This window comes from Bradyrhizobium sp. USDA 3364 (assembly GCF_054056355.1).
Genome location: NZ_JBSRYG010000002.1, coordinates 8061364 through 8078125, shown reverse-complemented (window position 1 = coordinate 8078125; position 16762 = coordinate 8061364). Strand labels below are relative to the sequence as shown.

21 protein-coding genes are annotated in these 16762 nt (G+C 64.8%); 13 read left to right on the top strand and 8 right to left on the bottom strand.

Annotation, left to right across the window (positions count from 1 at the left end; all coding sequences use genetic code 11):
- The first annotated feature begins 47 nt into the window (after positions 1 to 47).
- The 6 genes from ACVILL_RS38175 to ACVILL_RS38150 all read left to right on the top strand — a co-directional run bounded on the left by ACVILL_RS38175 (position 48) and on the right by ACVILL_RS38150 (position 7694).
- Complete coding sequence (locus tag ACVILL_RS38175; protein ID WP_456733746.1) at positions 48 to 449, top strand: FixH family protein; 402 nt, start codon at positions 48 to 50, stop codon at positions 447 to 449.
- A complete protein-coding gene (locus tag ACVILL_RS38170; protein ID WP_456733745.1) occupies positions 446 to 1894 on the top strand; it encodes an efflux RND transporter periplasmic adaptor subunit in 1449 nt (482 codons plus the stop codon). Before ACVILL_RS38175 ends, ACVILL_RS38170 begins: the two co-directional genes overlap by 4 nt.
- Positions 1891 to 5043: an efflux RND transporter permease subunit gene (locus tag ACVILL_RS38165; protein WP_456733744.1), complete on the top strand. Its 3153-nt coding sequence runs from the start codon at positions 1891 to 1893 to the stop codon at positions 5041 to 5043. The genes ACVILL_RS38170 and ACVILL_RS38165 overlap by 4 nt, the downstream gene beginning before the upstream one ends.
- 117 nt (positions 5044 to 5160) lie before the next feature.
- A complete protein-coding gene (locus ACVILL_RS38160) occupies positions 5161 to 5913 on the top strand; it encodes a cation transporter (RefSeq protein WP_456733743.1) in 753 nt (250 codons plus the stop codon).
- Positions 5914 to 6058: 145 nt separating this feature from the next.
- A complete protein-coding gene (locus ACVILL_RS38155; protein ID WP_456733742.1) occupies positions 6059 to 6340 on the top strand; it encodes a hypothetical protein in 282 nt (93 codons plus the stop codon).
- 160 nt (positions 6341 to 6500) lie between these two features.
- Positions 6501 to 7694: an MFS transporter gene (locus tag ACVILL_RS38150; protein WP_456733741.1), complete on the top strand. Its 1194-nt coding sequence runs from the start codon at positions 6501 to 6503 to the stop codon at positions 7692 to 7694.
- 89 nt (positions 7695 to 7783) lie between these two features.
- On the opposite strand, the gene ACVILL_RS38145 is transcribed toward ACVILL_RS38150, so the two are convergent.
- The gene (locus ACVILL_RS38145; RefSeq protein WP_456733740.1) at positions 7784 to 8332 is read right to left on the bottom strand and encodes a tetratricopeptide repeat protein; all 549 of its coding nucleotides are present in this window, start codon (positions 8330 to 8332) and stop codon (positions 7784 to 7786) included.
- A 285-nt stretch (positions 8333 to 8617) separates the two neighbouring features.
- On the opposite strand from ACVILL_RS38145, the gene ACVILL_RS38140 reads away from it, so the two are divergent.
- From ACVILL_RS38140 to ACVILL_RS38125, 4 genes are all read left to right on the top strand, one after another.
- On the top strand, positions 8618 to 8956 hold the full coding sequence (locus ACVILL_RS38140; RefSeq protein WP_456733739.1) for a His-rich protein BRANT: 339 nt from the start codon (positions 8618 to 8620) through the stop codon (positions 8954 to 8956).
- A gap of 225 nt (positions 8957 to 9181) precedes the next feature.
- Positions 9182 to 9622, top strand: a complete 441-nt coding sequence (locus ACVILL_RS38135; RefSeq protein WP_456733738.1) for a hypothetical protein — start codon at positions 9182 to 9184, stop codon at positions 9620 to 9622.
- A gap of 366 nt (positions 9623 to 9988) precedes the next feature.
- Positions 9989 to 10708: an outer membrane protein gene (locus tag ACVILL_RS38130; RefSeq protein WP_456733737.1), complete on the top strand. Its 720-nt coding sequence runs from the start codon at positions 9989 to 9991 to the stop codon at positions 10706 to 10708.
- 189 nt (positions 10709 to 10897) lie between these two features.
- Positions 10898 to 11137, top strand: coding sequence for a hypothetical protein (locus ACVILL_RS38125; protein WP_456733736.1), 240 nt, complete (start codon positions 10898 to 10900; stop codon positions 11135 to 11137).
- A 65-nt stretch (positions 11138 to 11202) separates the two neighbouring features.
- Here the strand turns inward: ACVILL_RS38125 and ACVILL_RS38120 are convergent, their stop codons facing one another.
- A complete protein-coding gene (locus ACVILL_RS38120) occupies positions 11203 to 11454 on the bottom strand; it encodes a hypothetical protein (protein ID WP_456733735.1) in 252 nt (83 codons plus the stop codon).
- A 501-nt stretch (positions 11455 to 11955) separates the two neighbouring features.
- Here ACVILL_RS38120 and ACVILL_RS38115 point away from each other — a divergent pair.
- Together ACVILL_RS38115 and ACVILL_RS38110 are read left to right on the top strand one after the other, a co-directional pair.
- On the top strand, positions 11956 to 12324 hold the full coding sequence (locus ACVILL_RS38115; protein ID WP_456733734.1) for a hypothetical protein: 369 nt from the start codon (positions 11956 to 11958) through the stop codon (positions 12322 to 12324).
- Positions 12321 to 13169, top strand: coding sequence for an alpha/beta fold hydrolase (locus tag ACVILL_RS38110; protein WP_456733733.1), 849 nt, complete (start codon positions 12321 to 12323; stop codon positions 13167 to 13169). The genes ACVILL_RS38115 and ACVILL_RS38110 overlap by 4 nt, the downstream gene beginning before the upstream one ends.
- A 138-nt stretch (positions 13170 to 13307) precedes the next feature.
- Here ACVILL_RS38110 and ACVILL_RS38105 read toward each other — a convergent pair whose 3' ends face one another.
- Positions 13308 to 13709: a muconolactone Delta-isomerase family protein gene (locus tag ACVILL_RS38105; protein ID WP_456733732.1), complete on the bottom strand. Its 402-nt coding sequence runs from the start codon at positions 13707 to 13709 to the stop codon at positions 13308 to 13310.
- Positions 13710 to 13783: 74 nt separating this feature from the next.
- Here ACVILL_RS38105 and ACVILL_RS38100 point away from each other — a divergent pair, with 74 nt between their 5' ends.
- Positions 13784 to 14941 (top strand): DUF2652 domain-containing protein, encoded by a 1158-nt coding sequence (locus tag ACVILL_RS38100; protein ID WP_456733731.1) that lies wholly within the window; start codon positions 13784 to 13786, stop codon positions 14939 to 14941.
- Positions 14942 to 14951: 10 nt separating this feature from the next.
- On the opposite strand, the gene ACVILL_RS38095 is transcribed toward ACVILL_RS38100, so the two are convergent.
- The 5 genes from ACVILL_RS38095 to ACVILL_RS38075 form a co-directional block, all read right to left on the bottom strand.
- Positions 14952 to 15500, bottom strand: coding sequence for a hypothetical protein (locus tag ACVILL_RS38095; RefSeq protein WP_456733730.1), 549 nt, complete (start codon positions 15498 to 15500; stop codon positions 14952 to 14954).
- A 134-nt stretch (positions 15501 to 15634) separates the two neighbouring features.
- The gene (locus tag ACVILL_RS38090) at positions 15635 to 15853 is read right to left on the bottom strand and encodes a hypothetical protein (RefSeq protein WP_456733729.1); all 219 of its coding nucleotides are present in this window, start codon (positions 15851 to 15853) and stop codon (positions 15635 to 15637) included.
- 115 nt (positions 15854 to 15968) lie between these two features.
- Positions 15969 to 16172 (bottom strand): hypothetical protein, encoded by a 204-nt coding sequence (locus ACVILL_RS38085; protein ID WP_456733728.1) that lies wholly within the window; start codon positions 16170 to 16172, stop codon positions 15969 to 15971.
- Positions 16173 to 16226: 54 nt separating this feature from the next.
- Positions 16227 to 16409, bottom strand: a complete 183-nt coding sequence (locus ACVILL_RS38080; protein WP_456733727.1) for a hypothetical protein — start codon at positions 16407 to 16409, stop codon at positions 16227 to 16229.
- A 41-nt stretch (positions 16410 to 16450) separates the two neighbouring features.
- Positions 16451 to 16639: a hypothetical protein gene (locus tag ACVILL_RS38075; RefSeq protein WP_456733726.1), complete on the bottom strand. Its 189-nt coding sequence runs from the start codon at positions 16637 to 16639 to the stop codon at positions 16451 to 16453.
- Positions 16640 to 16762: the final 123 nt, after the last annotated feature.

Genomic DNA, 16762 nt, shown 5'->3' with positions numbered 1-16762 from the left:
CTGCATGCCGCTCACGCGGTTCATCAGACCTATCGAGGATCAAAATTATGAAGTCTCTCCACCTCGCGCGCGCCGCTGCGGCCGCGCTGATCGGTGTTGCCCTGGCCGACGCGCCCGCCCATGCCGAGATCAAGAACTACGAATTCCAGCTCGTGCAGCCGACCGTCAAGGCCGGAGCCGATCGTATCGTCACGGTGCGGCTGGTCGACAAGAGCACCGGAAAGTCCGTGCCCGACGCGGTCATCTTCTCGACCCGGCTCGACATGGCGCCGGACGGCATGCAGGAGATGGCCACCAAGGTGACGCCGATGCCGGGCGCCGAGCCCGGCATCTATCGGTTCAAGGCAACTTTCGGCATGGCCGGCCGCTGGCAATTGTCGCTCGGTGCCAAGGTGCAGGGCGAGACCGGCTCGGTCGAGAACAAGCTCGTCGTCACGGCCGAGCAATGAGCCGCCTCATCTGGGCCGGCGCTGCCGCTGCGATCGTCGCAGCGGCAGGCGCCGCGTGGATCGGCCGCGGTTTGCCGCCGAGCAAGGCGACCGCTGCCATTGTAGCTGCCGCGCAAGCGGCTGAGGGCGCTGCGCCGATCTATTACCGCGATCCCGACGGCAAGCCGCTCTACTCGGCGACGCCGAAGAAGACGCCCGACGGGCGTGACTATCTGCCGGTTTTCCAGGAAGGCGATGCGCAATCCGGCGAGCCCGGGCAGCCGGCGGACGCGAAGTCCGAGGCCGCGAAGAGCGAGCGCAAGGTCAAATATTATCGCAACCCGATGGGGCTTCCCGATACCTCGCCGGGACCGAAGAAGGATTCCATGGGGATGGATTACATCCCCGTCTATGACGGCGAGGACAGCGACGACGGTTCGATCACGCTGTCGCCCGGCAAGATCCAGCGCACCGGCGTCAAATCGGAGCCGGCCGAGATGCGCCGCATTCGCACGCTGGTCCGCGCCCCCGGCACGATCCAGCTCGACGAACGCCGCGTCTCCGTGATCGCGATGCGGGCGGAGAGCTATGTGCAGAAGGTCGCCGACGTCACGACCGGCAGCCGGGTGACAAAGGGACAGCCGTTGATGGAGGTCTATAGCCCCGCGATATCGTCCGCCGCGGCCGAATATGTCGCGACCATCTCGTCGAAGGCGACCGCCGGCATCGAGCCTTACGGACGAGGCTCCAAGCAGCGGCTGACCAATCTCGACGTCCCCGAGGCCGTGATCGCCGAGATGGAGAAGAGCCGTACGGTCCCGATCGCAATCCCGTGGACCTCGCCACGCGACGGCATCGTGCTGCAACGTGCTGCCATCGAGGGCATGCGCGCCCAGCCGGGCGACGTGCTGTTCCGTGTCGCCGATGTCTCGGTCGTGTGGGCGCTGGTCGATGTCGCCGAACGCGACCTCGGCAACATCGTGGTCGGGCAGAAGGTCACGGTGCGGGCGCGCAGCTATCCCGGCCGCACGTTCGCGGGCCAGATCAGCGTGATCTACCCGCAGGTCAACAAGGACACGCGCACGGCGCGGGTGCGGATCGAGTTGCAAAATGCCGATCTCGCGCTCCTGCCCGACATGTATGTCGATGCCGAGATCGACACCGGCAGCGCGGCGCCGGTACTCACGGTGGCCGACAATTCCATCCTCGACACCGGCAGCCGCCAGACCGTGTTGCTCGACCGCGGCAACGGACGGTTCGAGCCGCGCGAGGTCAAGCTCGGGCGGCGTGGCGACGGCTATGTCGAAATCCGTGACGGGATCGCCGAGGGCGACGCGGTGGTGACATCGGCCACCTTCCTGATCGATGCCGAAAGCAATCTGAAGGCGGCGATCAAGGGCTTTGCCGAAGCCGGCGCCAAGCAGGCGGCGGGCGAGGGTGCGACGATGGATGGAGGCAAGCCATGATTGCCCGCGTCATCGCCTGGTCGGCGCGCAACCTGCTGCTGGTGCTGTTCGGTACCGGCTTCGCGGCGGCCGCGGGTCTCTACGCGCTGCTGCACCTGCCACTCGATGCGATCCCCGATCTCTCGGACACCCAAGTGATCGTCTACACCGAATATCCGGGGCAAGCGCCGCAGGTGATCGAGGACCAGGTCACCTATCCCTTGACGACGGCGATGCTGACGGTGCCGAAATCGAAGGTCGTGCGCGGCTTCTCGTTCTTCGGCGTCTCCTTCGTCTACGTCATCTTCGAGGACGGAACCGACATATACTGGGCGCGCTCGCGCGTGCTCGAATTCCTCAACAGTGCGGCGCAGCGGCTGCCGGCAGGGGTGTCGCCGACCATCGGTCCCGACGCGACCGGCGTCGGCTGGGTCTACCAATATGCCGTGATGTCGAAGCAGCTCAACCTTGCCGACACCCGCACCATCCAGGACTGGAACCTGAAATTCGCGCTGGCCAGGGCCGAAGGCGTCGCCGAGGTCGCAAGCGTCGGCGGCTTCGTCAAGCAGTACAATGTGATCCTCGATCCGCAGCGGATGCGCGACCGCGGCATCACCATGGCGCGGATGCGCGATGCGATCCGCGCCAGCAATGCCGATGTCGGCGGCCGCACCGTCGAGCTCTCCGAGTTCGAATATGTCATCCGCGGCAAGGGCTACCTGAAGGACATCAACGACCTCGGCAATGTCGTGCTGAAGACGGACAACGGCACGCCGGTCTTGCTGCGCGACGTCGCCCGCGTCGAGCTCGGCCCCGACGAGCGACGCGGCATCGCCGAGCTCAACGGCGAGGGCGAGGTGGCGAGCGGCATCGTGCTGCAGCGCTTCGGGATGAATGCGCTCGACGTGATCGAGAACGTCAAGAAGCGGTTCAAGGAGATCGCGACCAGCCTGCCGAAATCGGTCGAGATCGTGCCGGTCTACGACCGCTCCAATTTGATCTATGCGGCGATCGAGACGCTGAAGCGTACGCTGCTCGAGGAGAGCGTCGTGGTCGCGCTGGTCTGCTTCGTGTTCCTGCTGCACGTGCGCAGCGCGCTGGTCGCGATCCTGATGTTGCCGGTCGGCGTGCTGATGGCGTTCGGCGCGATGAAGTTCTTCGGGATCGGCTCCAACATCATGAGCCTCGGCGGCATCGCGATCGCGATCGGCGCCATGATCGATGCGGCGATCGTGATGATCGAAAACGCGCACAAGCATCTGGAGCGCGCCGAGCCCGGCCGGTCGCGTATCGCGATCCTGATCGAGGCCGCGGCCGAAGTGGGCCCGGCGCTGTTCTTCAGCCTGCTGATCATCACCGTGTCGTTCATGCCGATCTTCACGCTGGAATCGCAGGAGGGCCGGCTGTTCTCGCCGCTCGCCTTCACCAAGACGTTTGCGATGGCGGCGGCGGCGCTGCTGTCGGTGACGCTGGTGCCGGCGCTGATGGTGATCTTCGTCCGCGGCAAGATCATTCCCGAGCACAGGAATCCGATCAACCGCTTCCTGATCTGGATCTACCGTCCGGTCATCAACGGCGTATTGCGGGCCAAGACGCTGGTGATCGTGCTGGCGCTCGGCGCGCTCGCGGTCACGGTCTGGCCGGCGCGGCAGCTCGGCACCGAGTTCATGCCCGATCTCAACGAAGGCACGCTGCTCTACATGCCGACCACGCTGCCGGGCATCTCGGTGACCAAGGCGTCCGAACTGATGCAGACCCAGAACCGGATCATCAGGGGCTTTCCCGAGGTCGCCTCGGTCTATGGCAAGGCCGGCCGCGCCGCGACCGCGACCGATCCGGCGCCGTCGGAAATGTTCGAGACCGTCGTCAACCTCAAGCCGAAGCAGGAATGGCGCAAGGGCGTCACACTCGACGGCCTGATCGCCGAGATGGACAAGGCGCTGCAATTCCCCGGCGTCTCCAATGCCTGGACGATGCCGATCAAGGCCCGCATCGACATGCTCTCGACCGGCATCCGCACGCCCGTCGGCGTCAAGGCGATTGGTCCGGATCTTGCCGTGATCGACAAGCTCGCGCGCCAGGTCGAGCAGGTGTTGAAGACCGTGCCCGGCACCTCGTCGGCCTATGCCGAGCGCAGCCTCGGCGGCTACTATCTCGAGATCACGCCGAACCGCGAGGCGCTGGCGCGCTACGGCATCGCGGTGCAGGACGTGCAGGACACGATCGCGACCGCGCTCGGCGGCCAGAGCGTGACCACGACGGTCGAGGGGCGACAGCGCTTCACCGTCAACATGCGCTACCCGCGCGACCTGCGCGACAATCCGAAAGCGATCGCCAGCGACATCCTGGTGCCGATGCCGGCCGGCGGCGCCGTGCCGCTCGGCGAAGTCGCCGACGTCAAGCCGGCGCGCGGACCGAGCTCGATCCGCACCGAGAACGGGCAACTCGCGACCTACATCTATGTCGACATCCGCGACCGCGATCTCGGCGGCTATGTCGCCGACGCCCAGCGCGCGGTGCAGGCGAGCGTGTCATTTCCGCCCGGAACCTATCTGGTGTGGAGCGGGCAGTACGAATACCTCGAGCGCGCCGCGGCGCGGCTCAAGATCGTGGTGCCGGTAACGCTCCTGATCATCTTCCTCTTGCTCTACCTCAACTTCCGCTCGGTGGCGGAGACCATGATCGTGATGCTGTCGCTGCCATTCGCGCTGGTCGGCGGACTGTGGCTGATGTGGGCGCTCGGCTTCAACCTGTCGGTTGCGGTCGCGGTCGGCTTCATCGCGCTGGCCGGCGTCGCGGCCGAGACCGGCGTCGTCATGCTGATCTATCTCAACCAGGCGCTGGACGAGGCGAGGGCCCGTTGTGCCGCCGAGGGGCGGACGGTCGGCCGCGACGACCTGCATGGGGCAATCATCGAGGGCGCGGTCGAACGCGTGCGGCCGAAGATGATGACGGTCGTGGCGATCATGGCCGGGTTGTTGCCGATCATGTGGAGCACCGGCACCGGCTCGGAGATCATGCAGCGCATCGCGGTCCCGATGATCGGCGGTATGATCTCCTCGACGTTGCTGACGCTGATCGTGATCCCCGCGATCTTCGCCATCGTGAAGGGCTTTGAGTTGCGGGCGTCGAAACCTGAAGGTCGGATCGCGCCGGTGATGTCGAACTGATATGATTCGGGGCCGGTCTCAGGCCGGGGAACATGATGGTTCGATGCGGGCGGCGTCGAGCGGATGGACTTGAATGGATCGCGGTGCGGGTCCACCTTGGCGTCGGAAGGACGTTTGATGAGCGACGATTGCTGCAAGCAGACGACGAGCGCGTGCTGCGCACCACCGCCTTTGGTGCTGCCGAAAAGGGCGGGCGTGACGGCGGCCACGGTCCGTCAGACCAGTGAAGCGTCGTGCTGCTCGGGCGGCGTGCCGGTGTTTGACGGGCTCGATCCGCGCTACAAGCGCGTGCTCTGGACGGTCATCGGCATCAATGGCGCGATGTTCCTGACCGAGATGATCGCGGGTCAGCTTGCCGGATCGCAGGCGCTGAAGGCCGATGCGCTCGACTTCCTTGCCGATACGGTCACCTACGGATTGAGTCTTGCCGTGATCGGCGCCGGCCTGCGAGTGCGTGCGTCGGCGGCGTTGCTCAAGGGCGCTTCGTTGAGCCTGATGGCGCTCTGGGTCGTCGGCTCGACCGTCTACCAGACGCTCATTCTCGGTGTTCCGAAAGCCGAGGTGATGGGCGCAATAGGGGTGTTGGCGCTTGCAGCGAATTTGACGTCTGTTCTGCTTCTGCTCCCGTACAAGGACGGCGACGCCAACGTCCGCTCGGTCTGGCTCTGCTCGCGCAACGACGCGATCGGCAATCTCATCGTGATGCTGGCCGCTCTCGGCGTGTGGGGAACGGCCACCGCATGGCCCGACCTTGCAGTCGCAGCCGTGATGGCGGTGATTTTCCTCACCTCGTCGGTGCAAATCCTGCGGCAGGCGTGGGCCGAGTATCGCGGGGCGGCGCTGCACAGCCCGTCCGCGGCACATGGCTGATGGAGCCAAGCACGCTGTGCGTTGTGCCATAGGTCCTGGCAGGCAGGGGAAATTCGCCATGCATTTACCTTAAATGAGTGGATCGGCGGAACGTCCGTGGCAGCGGCGCGTTGCTGTGCATCATTCTTGCGCAGAAGGGCCCTCCATGACAATCAACGCGGCGATACTGATGGCGGCATTGGTGCTGTCGGGAACCGTGTTGGCGCAGAGCTCCGGTCCTTCGGCCGGGGCAGGGGGGACCGGGCAGGCCGCCGCCAATGTGACCACCACCGGTCAGGCGCTGAACAACAACAAGAAGACCGGCGATAGCGGCCCGCCGATCGAGAAGGCGGCGCGCCCGGCGAAGCCGGGGGAAAGCGCTGACGGCACCACGGTCGGCGCGAGCCATCCGAAAAAGCCCGACCGCCGTCTCGAGCACTACCCGTAACGATCCGTATCCATCCGCAATCCTGGGGATCCCGCTGGGCCCGAGCCGGGTTCGGGCGGCACCAGTCATGATACCGTCATGCCGCGTCGGTTAGCCAAAGCGTTTGGTTGAAGCGCGGTGGGTGGTCATGGCGGTGGTGGACCGGGCACGGTTCCTCGGAATGGACAGGCAGATCGCGGGCGTCCTGCTCGTGCTTGCCATTGCGCAAGTGTTCGGGTGGGGGACCCTAGGCCTGCCGGCCATCGTCGGCAACCGGATGGCGGCCGACCTTCAGATCACGCTTCCAACCGTCTTCGCCGGGACCTCGACCCTGTACGTGACCATGGGCCTGTGCGGACCGCTGCTGGCGGAGCCGTTCCGGCGCCTCGGTGCGCGGCGCGTCATGATGACCGGCAGCATGGTTGCTGGGCTCGGTTTCGTGGCGCTGGCCAGCGCCCATCAGGCGGTACTGTACTTCATCGCCTGGACGATCCTCGGTGCCGCCGGCAGCGCGGCGCTGAGCACGGCCGCCTACATCATGCTGAACGAGGTGGCCGGGCGGAACGCGAAGTGCGCGATCGGCGCGCTGATGCTGGTCACCGGATTGTCGAGCAGCATCTTCTGGCCGACCACGGCGTTCCTCGCCGAGGCCCTGGGCTGGCGCGGCACCTGCCTGGTCTATGCCGCGGCGATGCTGTTGATCTGCCTGCCGCTCTATACGTTCGGGCTGCCGCGCCGGGCAGTCGGCAAGGCCAAAGCCGCATCCTCGCCGGACAGTGCGGCCGCGCCACCCGCGGCGGGCAGGGGTACGTTCGTTCTGGTGGTCGCGGCGATCGGGCTCAACGCGTTCGTCAGTTTCGGCTTCAGCGCCGTGCTGGTCGAGTTGTTGAAGGCACAGGGGCTGTCAGCGGCCGAGGCGGTCGCGTTCGGTTCCACGCTCGGCATCGTGCAGGTGTCGGCGCGCGCGATCGACTTCCTCGGCGGCGGCCGCTGGGACGGCATCACGACCGGGCTCGTCGCGGGCACGCTGCGGCCGGTCGCGATGCTGATCCTGATCGCCGGCCACGGCAGCCACTGGGCGATCGCGGCCTTCATCCTGATCTACGGCCTCGGCAGCGGCGCACTTGCGGTGGCGCGCGCGACGATCCCGCTGGTGTTCTACGACAAGGGCGCGTTCGCCAAGGCAAGCTCGCATATCGCGCTGCCGATGAACCTGATCTCGGCGGCATCGCCGCCGCTGCTGGCCTCGCTGCTGACGCGGGTCGGCAGCGAGGCCGTGCTCGAGCTCGCGCTTGTCTGCTCGGTCGGCGCGCTGGTGATGCTCGCGATTCTCGGCCGCCGACGGCGCGAGGTCGGGCTCACCGCGACGTCGTGACGATCCTGCGAAACTACCCGTGCCACGGGGCAGCAAAAAGCCGGCGCGTCATGATGATTGCGCCGGCTTGATAGACCGCGTGGCTTAACTCAGTAGACGAGGCCGGTGCCGGGGGGCTTCTCCAGCGCTGCGGCGAGCGAGCGATATTCATCGCTGTTGGTGCCGGCGAGCTGGGCGATCCGGCTCAAATGGTACTGCGCCTGGTCGCGATTGCCCTGTTCGACCTGCCAGAGGCCGTAATACTGCCAGGTGCGCACATGGGCCGGATCCGCCTTGAGCGCGCGCTCGTACCAGATCTGCGAGACCTTGTAGTCGCCGAGCTTGCGATAGGAGTAGCCGATCAGATTGGCGACGTCGGCACGGTCGTCCTGGCCGAGCGCCGTCAGCTGCTCGATCGCGGCGGTGTAGTCGTGCTTGTCGTAGATCGTCGCATAGGCGGCGCGATAGCCGGCCAGGAACTTCTGATCGTCGATCGCGGAGCTCTTGTCCTTCTTGGCCTTCTTGCCCTTGCTGCTGCCGCTGTCCGACGCCGGCGGCGAGGGATTGTCGCTGCCTGCGGCATAGGCCGAGATGACCGGCCCGGCCGCGAGCGTCATCGAGAGCACTGCGAGGCCCAAAAACTTCGTCTTCTTGCTCATTCCTGGTTGCTCCTGATCGTTCCTTATCGCGCTCGGTAATCCTACACCCAAGCCTGCTGACTTGAACACCCAAGGGTGCAGAACATTCCCGGCCGAACCCACGATCGCGTGATCCCGCGATCCGAGGCGGGAACGATCAACATGACAGAGATGTCATTCAGATGAATGAAGTCCGTCAGGGTCCTTCAGAACGGGTTCAGTGCGCGACCCCTAAGGTCACGTGCATTGATCGGTGAGGCCGACCATCCGGCCGGAGACCTCTCGATCCCGAAGAGGAGGACCATCATGTTGAAGACGATTTCAGCCGCGCTGCTCGCCGTGTCCGTGATCGCAGCGCCCGCGCTCGCCGCCGAGACCGGCAAGGCCACCACGTCCGCCCCGGCGACCACGACTGCTCCGGCGACCAAGGCCGCTCCGGAGACCAAGGCCGCTCCCGTCATCAAGAGCGAGCAGTTGCCGTCGAAGGTGCGCAACGCCAACGCCAAGATGCACCACAAGCACTATCGTCATCACCGCCCCCACAAGCACATGGGCATGCTGAAGGTGAAGGCGCCGAAGCATGCGACCAAGCACGTCCGTGCGAAGGTCGCGACCAAGCACGTCGCGCCGGCCAAGCGTGGCTGATCACGCGCGACTGAACTGATCTTGAGCCTGATCCTGGGGGCGTAGTTCGATCCACATTGCCCCGCTGCGCTCTTTGGATGCAGAACCGGCCCGTCCGTCCATTGCTTCCCCAATGGCGGCGGGCCGGAGTGCGTCGGGGCTTTGGACCGCCCGCCGTCGCGGAAATAACCGAGTTGCGAATTCCCTTCCGCCGCCCGGCGGTCTATGAGACGCGGCCGGGGACCCATGAAACAACGTCGCTTGCGGACTTCATCAAGACTGGCAGCAATCCTGCTGCTTTCGCTTCCGCTCGCCGGCTGCCTCACCAGCGAGGACAGCAGCGGGCCGACCACCTTCACCGATGATCGCGGCGTCGCCAACCAGCCGTTTCCTGACCGGTATCGCGAGCAGATCGTCGCCTTCATGCGGACGTACCTGAACAACCCGGTCGGGGTCCGCGAGGCTGGCATCGCCGATCCGGCGCAGCGCACGGTCGGCGGCCGGCTGCGTTACGTGGTGTGTCTGCGCTATAGCGCCAAGGAGACCGACGGCAATTACCGTCCGGCCCGGGAGCGTGGCGTGCTGTTCGTCGACGGCCGGCTCGACCGCATCCTCGACAATGCCGCCGAGGCCTGCGCCGGCGCGTCCTACGCGGCATTTCCGGAACTGGAAAAAATGTCGCGCTAGCCATGATCCGGAAAAGTGCGTAGCGGTTTTCCTCGCGACAAACGCGTGGCGTTGCGCGGAAATCATGGCCGCGCTATTGGGCGCGGCGGCTTGCCGCAGCCTGACCGGCAACCTCCACAAGTCGTTAGCGAACTCCGATCACTTTTCGGGGAGGGTTGAACTTCACCTTAGCCGTTTGCGACCTACATGCAGCCCAAATGCGGTTGCTTAACCGGTGAAAAATCCTGCTGTGCCAAGGAACAAACGGGCGTTGTTGCGACCTCGTTACAGCTCGGAAACATCACGGGTCTGGCATTGCCCCAAAGCAACCTAATTGAGGTCACGTTGTTTGGCTTAACAGCGCAGCGTTAGTAACGGGGATCAGAGATGAAGAGATTTTTGCTCGGCTCAGTCGCGCTGGCCGCCTTCGCGGGCCCGGCGTTTGCGGCTGACATCCCGGCCCGCACCTATACCAAGGCCCCGCCGCCCTACACCGCACCGGCGGTCGTCTATAACTGGACCGGCTTCTATATCGGCGGCCATGTCGGCGGCGCGTTCACCGACGGCAACAACCTGATGGGCAGCGACGCGCGCTTCATGGGTGGCGTGCAGGGCGGCTTCGACTACCAGTTCGCCCCCAACTGGGTGATGGGTGTCGAGGCGCAGTACTCCTGGCTGCCCAGCTCCTCGAACAACAATGGCGTGCTGCTCCCGGGCGGAACGCTGGTGACCGGCAATAGCGACCAGATCGGTTCGGTGACCGGCCGCCTCGGCTACACCTGGGGTCCGGCGCTGCTCTACGCCAAGGGCGGTTACGCCTGGCGCGACGGCAACAACATCTCGGCGACGGTCGGCGGCGTGCCGGCGTCCTTTACCACCGATGGCGGCCACAAGGACGGCTACACGGTCGGTGCGGGCCTCGAATACATGTTCGCCCCGAACTGGTCGGCGAAAGCCGAATACCAATACTACAATTTCGGCAAAACCAACTTCACCAGCGGACCGGCCGACCTCGTCGGCACGAGCTTCCGGAACGACGAACATACCGTCAAGGTGGGCGTCAACTACCGCTTCGGTTGGGGCGGTCCGGTGGGCTCCCGCTACTGATCGGGTCTTCGTCGTCACATCGAGATCGAAAGGCCGGCCTTCGGGCCGGCCTTTTTGTTTGACATGACGCCGTCGCGTTCAGCCGATGTTCACGCCTGATCGTGCAATGCAAAAAATAATTCCTGCATTGCACGGAACTTTCATCGTGATGCGCTATTGTGGGATCGCCGGGCTGGTGGACAAACGAACATGCGTAGTTTTGCGTTAGGGCTGATCCTCTCTGCGGTCTCTGTGCCGTGTCTTGCCCAAACCATCCTCAAATCCGAACCCTTGGCGCTTGCGCCCTACGAGATCGTGTTCGTGCAGGACGCGTCCTGCACCGGCGGTAAGGTGCTCAAGGTGACTGGGGCGATCCGCGGGCTGCATCGGCGGAAGATCTGCGTATCGCTCGCCGGCGAGCAGGCCTCGCTGGTGACAGCGACGCCGTAGCATAGGGCGCGACCGCGTACCCGTATCCGGCCCGCCCGCCGAGCGTGCCGGCTGACCTTCCATTTTTAGTGCAGGCGGGGCTCTTGGCGCGCTTCGCGATCGGCATCGGCCTTGTTCTGGGCCGGATCCTCGTTCGGCTCGGGCTGGCAGGGCCGGATCTCATAATCATTGTCCAGCACCGGCCGGGGCGGCGACTCCTTGCCCTCGGTGACGGCATCCACCACCAGACCCGATTTCCGGGCGAGCTTCCACACATCGGCCTCGGTCGGATATGCCTTGCTCAGCTTGGCGTCCTGATAGAACAGCGCGTACGGCATTCGTCGTTTCCCCAAACAACCGACAACGCGGGCGCCCGTGCCCGGTTTCACCCAATGTCGTCGTTCCGATCACGGAACCGTGAGCCGACTCCGACGCAAGCATCTGAAAATACGAGTCATTTCGGTCCTTTCGTTGGGCGCCTGAGTCCTTAATGAGCGGTAAACCCCGGAAAAAAGAATCCCCGGGACTCTCCGGGTAGAATCGCCGGATGCTCCGATCCATGAGAGCGATCCACCAGCCCCCCTACGAACGAGTGCAGCTCGCGCTTGCGGTTGCGCTGCTGGCGGCCTGCGCTGCGAACGTCGCGCTGGTCTGGTCCTGGCTCTAGAATCTAGATTTCCTGACCCCAGCCAAAATCCGTATGTGGCGGCCCGCGCGAAATCGCCGTGGCCGCGCGCGCGCGGCACCGATTGACGACCCCTCCGATCCTTCCATCATTGCCGGCAGAACAAGTGCCGGCTGCGCCAGCGCAGACCGGCCGCTATCGGGATGGAGCTGACATGATCGACACGCTGAAGGAACGGGTCAACGGCGACGCCGGGCTGGTACGCCGCGGCCGCTTTCTCACCACGACCTTCCTGCTCGAGATCGGCAAGTCCGCTTGGCTGATCGCGATCCATGAGGGCCGGATCGTGGCGGTGACCAAGGGGCCGTTCGTGATGCCGTCGTCGTCGTTTGCGCTGCGCACCTCGGACGAGGAGTGGGACAAGTTCTGCGAACGGCGGCCGCCACCGGGCTCCAACGACCTGATGGCGCTGATCAAGCGCCGCGTGCTGAAGGCCGAGGGCGAGCTGCAGATCTTCATGGCGAACCTGCGTTACTTCAAGGAGGCGCTCGGCAAGCTGCGGCGCGAGGGAGCTGCCGCATGAGCGCGACATTCGAGCCGATCGTCGGCCGTTACATGCAGCTCGAACTGTTCGGCCGGGCGCACCGCATCTATGTCGAGGAGGCGGGCGAGGGCACGCCGCTGCTCTGCCTGCACACCGCGGGCGCCGACGGGCGGCAATATCGCGGCCTGATGAACGAGGAGCGCATCACGCGCACCCATCGCGTCATCGCCTTCGACATGCCCTGGCACGGCAAGTCGTCGCCGCCCGAGGGCTGGCACGACGAGGAGTATCAGCTCACCTCGGCGCAATACACGACCATGATCCTTGCCGTGATCGACGCGCTCGACCTCGACAAGCCGATCGTGATCGGCTGCTCGATCGGCGGGCGGATCGCGCTGCATCTCGCGCTCGAGCATCCCGAACGCTTCCGCGCCATCATCGGCCTGCAGGCCGGCGCGCACGTCGATCCCTATTACGACCTGAACTTCCTGCACCGGCCGGACGTGCATGGCGGCGAGGTCGCAGCCGCCATCGTCTCGGGTCTGGTCGGGCCCGACGCGCCGGTCAAGGAAAAGTGGGAGACGCTCTGGCACTACATGCAGAGCGGGCCCGGCGTGTTCAAGGGCGACCTCTATTTCTACAAGATCGACGGCGACATCCGCGCCCGCGTCGCCGAGATCGATACCAAACGTTGCCCGTTGTTTCTGCTCTCAGGCGAGTACGACTATTCCTGCACGCCGGACGAGACGCTGGCGGTGGCCAACAGCATTGCCGGCTGCGAGGCCACCATCATGAAAGGCCTCGGCCATTTCCCGATGAGCGAGAATCCGGGCGAGTTCTTGCAGCATCTGCTGCCGGTGCTGGAGGAGATCCGCGGGCGCTAGAGCATGATCCGGAAAAGTGGAAACCGGTTTTCCGAAAAGATCATGCTCAAACAAAGAGATGAGATCGTGATGCGTTTCCGTGGAAACGCATTACGATCTAGCGCCCGCGTATGACGCCGAAGCAGGGCATGGCATGTCTCAAGGTTTCGGCTGCATGCCCTGCAGGAAGCGAAGCGGGTTGAGCGGGCCAATGGGGATCAGCTCGAAACTCATCATATGCGCCTTACCCAAAGGCAGCTTTTCGAGCATGTCGTGAGCGGCAGCCGGATCGGTGACGTTGACGATGAACACCACGCCCGGCTTTCCCTGCAGCGAGTACCACTGCTCGATCTTGCCATCGAGGTAGAGCTCGACGGTTTCCCGAACTTCCTCCGGCAGGACAGCACGCACTTGCGATTGTTCAAAACCGGGATTGATGGTCCCGATGGCGAGGATTTTGGTCGTCGGCGTCGTTTTCGTGGCGGCTCCTTGCGCGCTTGCGGCATTGAAGCCGGCAAGCCAGCCCACAAGCGCCAGTGCGGCGGCAGCAACGAATTTCATGTTATCTCCCCTCTGTGTGGTATGACATTGCGTACCCGCGTGGATGGCGTGAACCGGCTGTGCCAGAGGTCTCGATGCTTCCGAAGGCTGAAGCGGCATATTTCGCGATTGCCGACATCTCCGGCTATACGAACTTCCTCGCGGCGGTCGAGCTCGACCATGCGCAGGACATCATCGCCGATTTCATGGATGCGGTGGTGAAGGCGCTGCGCCCGCCATTTCGCCTCGCCAAGTTCGAGGGCGACGCCGCGTTCGTCTACTCGACCGGGACGATCGATGGCTCGCTGCTCCAGGACGCGATCGAGGGTGCCTATTTCAAGTTCCGGCGGCGCCTGCGCGACATTCGCCAAGCATCGACCTGCGAGTGCAGGGCCTGCGTCGCGATGGGCGATCTCGATTTCAAGTTTGTCATCCATCACGGCGAGATGGTCAAGCAGAGGATGGGCGGCAGGGAAGAGCTCGCCGGGCGCGACGTCATTCTGGTTCACAGGCTGCTCAAGAACAGCGTTGGCGAGAAACTCGGCGGCCGCGCCTACGCGCTCTACAGCGATGCGGCGATCCGCGCCATGGGCGTCGATCCGGTGGCGCAAGGGCTGATCGCGCATCACGAAACCATCGACATCATCGGCGACGTGACCCTGTGGGCGCGCGATCTCGAAGCGGCATGGCAGCAAGATGACGCGCAAACGCGGATGGAGGTGACGCGCGAAGACGCCTACGCGATCCTGGAGTTCGACATCGCCGCGCCGCGCGAGACGGTGTGGCAGTTCATCACCGTGCCCGGGCAATGGCGGAAATGGTGGGACGCCGACGACATCGTCGAGGAGTCAGGCAAGGGGCGACGCGGTGTCGGCACCAAAAATCACTGCGCGCACGGCAACCATACCAACGTCGAGGAGACGCTCGACTGGCGTCCGGTCGATTACTTCACGGTCGGCATCACGCTGCCGGTGCCCGGCGCGCCGCGCATCATCATGACCCGGGCCGTTCTGGACGGCCCGGACGGAACGTCCCGTTTCGAGCTACGGATCGCCAAGCCGAAGCCGAAGGACAGGGCGTTCCTCGATAACGCCGCGGCCAAATTCGCCGAACGCATGACCCAGGCGATGGCCAGCCTGCGATCGATGGCGGAAGGCAGGCAGCCCGGCGTCGACGCCATGGAAGAGCCGGCGCTGACGCGATCGAGCGGGCGTTTCCTGACCGAGCCGGTGAAATCGGACAAACGGGATTAAAGGGCGCCGGTTACTTGCCGGAGCGCGGCAGCTCGCCGTTGTCGCGGATCGCGGCGCGGACCTTGGCCATGGTCGTGGTGCAGTATTCCTCGCGCTCCCTGAGGAAGCGCTGCTGCTGCGCGCGGAAATTGGCAACCCGCTCGCGCACCTCGGATCCGAAGTCGCCGTGGATGTCGAGCTTCGGGAAGTGCGGCGGCTGCGCCGACGGCGGCGGGATTTCGACGACCGTCACCGCCAGAGGCGACGGAGCGGGCGGCAGGCCCTCGAGGACGGTCGGCACCGGAAGCGGGGGCGGCATGACCACATGGGTCGCGGCCGCGGGCTTGATCTCCAGGGCAGGCTTGGTTTCCGGCGCCGCGTTGGTCTCCAAGGCGGGCTTTGCCTCATCCTTGGTCTCATCCTTGGCTTCAGTCGCTGGAGTGGTGGGCAGCGGGGCGGATGTCGCGGTTGGCCGCTGGACAGGCGCCGACAGCTCGGCGTCGGGCAGCTTGCCCTTCACCGACTGTACGAAAGCCATTGTCTGCGCGATCAGGAGATCGCGTTCCTTCATCCACTTCATGGCGCACCTTGAGCGCGCGGATTCCAGCAAAGCAACCGCGCGGAATCAAGCACTCGCCATCATGATGGTTGACGAAGACGTCTGTTTCGCAGGTCCGGTGACATAATTGTGACATTTCCCTGGCGCGGGGACGGTCAGCGCTGGCGGGGATTGGTGTTCGGGACGAACGGGATACCGACGATCCGGACCGGGCTCTGGGTACGGGCCGGCGCTTGATTCGCCATCGGTCGGGACGCGGCTTTCGCCGGCGCGGGCGCCGGATCCAGCATGGCGACGACGCCGGCAACGGCCACGCTGAGCAACGTGAACGTGCCCAGAAGCAGCAAATTGCGGTTGGCTTCGCCTAGGCCCATGCGGGAAAAATCGCGCGAGGGGGCATAATGTTCCGAACGAATCCTCAGGCGTTTTCGCGCGAATTTGCCCGCACGCTAAGACAATGCGTCAGGAGCAGACATGAGACCCCTGGGCTCATGAGCAGAAGACAAGCCAGCCGAGCGGCACCAGGATCGCGACGGTGATGGCTCCGCCGAGCGCGAGACGGCCAATCTTGTGGAGGGTCGATATCTGCGACGGGTCGCGATGCGGTTGCCGATCCAGCCAGCGGCCAAACCACTGGATCGGCCAGCCCAAAATCGATCCGAGCAGAAAAAGGATGCCGTCGAGAGCTTCCAAGCTTGTCCCTCGCAACGGGATTGGTCGCGACCGGGCAGGGCGGGACGGGGAGCCTTAGTGGGCGACCACCGCCTCGGCGGGCGCTCGCTCGATGCTGCGCGCCTCGATCAGGTCGGCGTAGCGGCCATACTCCTCGGCCATTTCGAGCAGCTTCTCGCGCACCGCTGCGTCAGTGACCTGACGGGCGAGCCGTCGCGCCTGATCGGACTGAAAGCGGTAATGTGCTGTGTCGGACATAGTGGCTCCTCACACATGAGTAAGGGCCATCCGGTAAAGGTTCACTGAAGGGTCTGGGGTCGCTCGGTCAGTGTGGGCTGGACTGCGCTGCCGGCCGTATCCTCGCGGATCTCGACCTCGAACCAGCCCATCTCCTTCAGCTCGCGCGCCTTCTTCTCGGCCGCGTCCTCACTGTCGCGCTTCAGCACAATCCGACTGGTGCCATCCCGGGCAAGGATCAAATAGGTCATTGGCTTAGTCCCACCCCATATTTTGCATACCCCATTTTGGGCCGCAAGAACAGAAACAAGGCGGAGCATGGGTGATCCTACGGGAATGATCCCACCATTTCTGCCAAGGGCGGGGACAGTGCG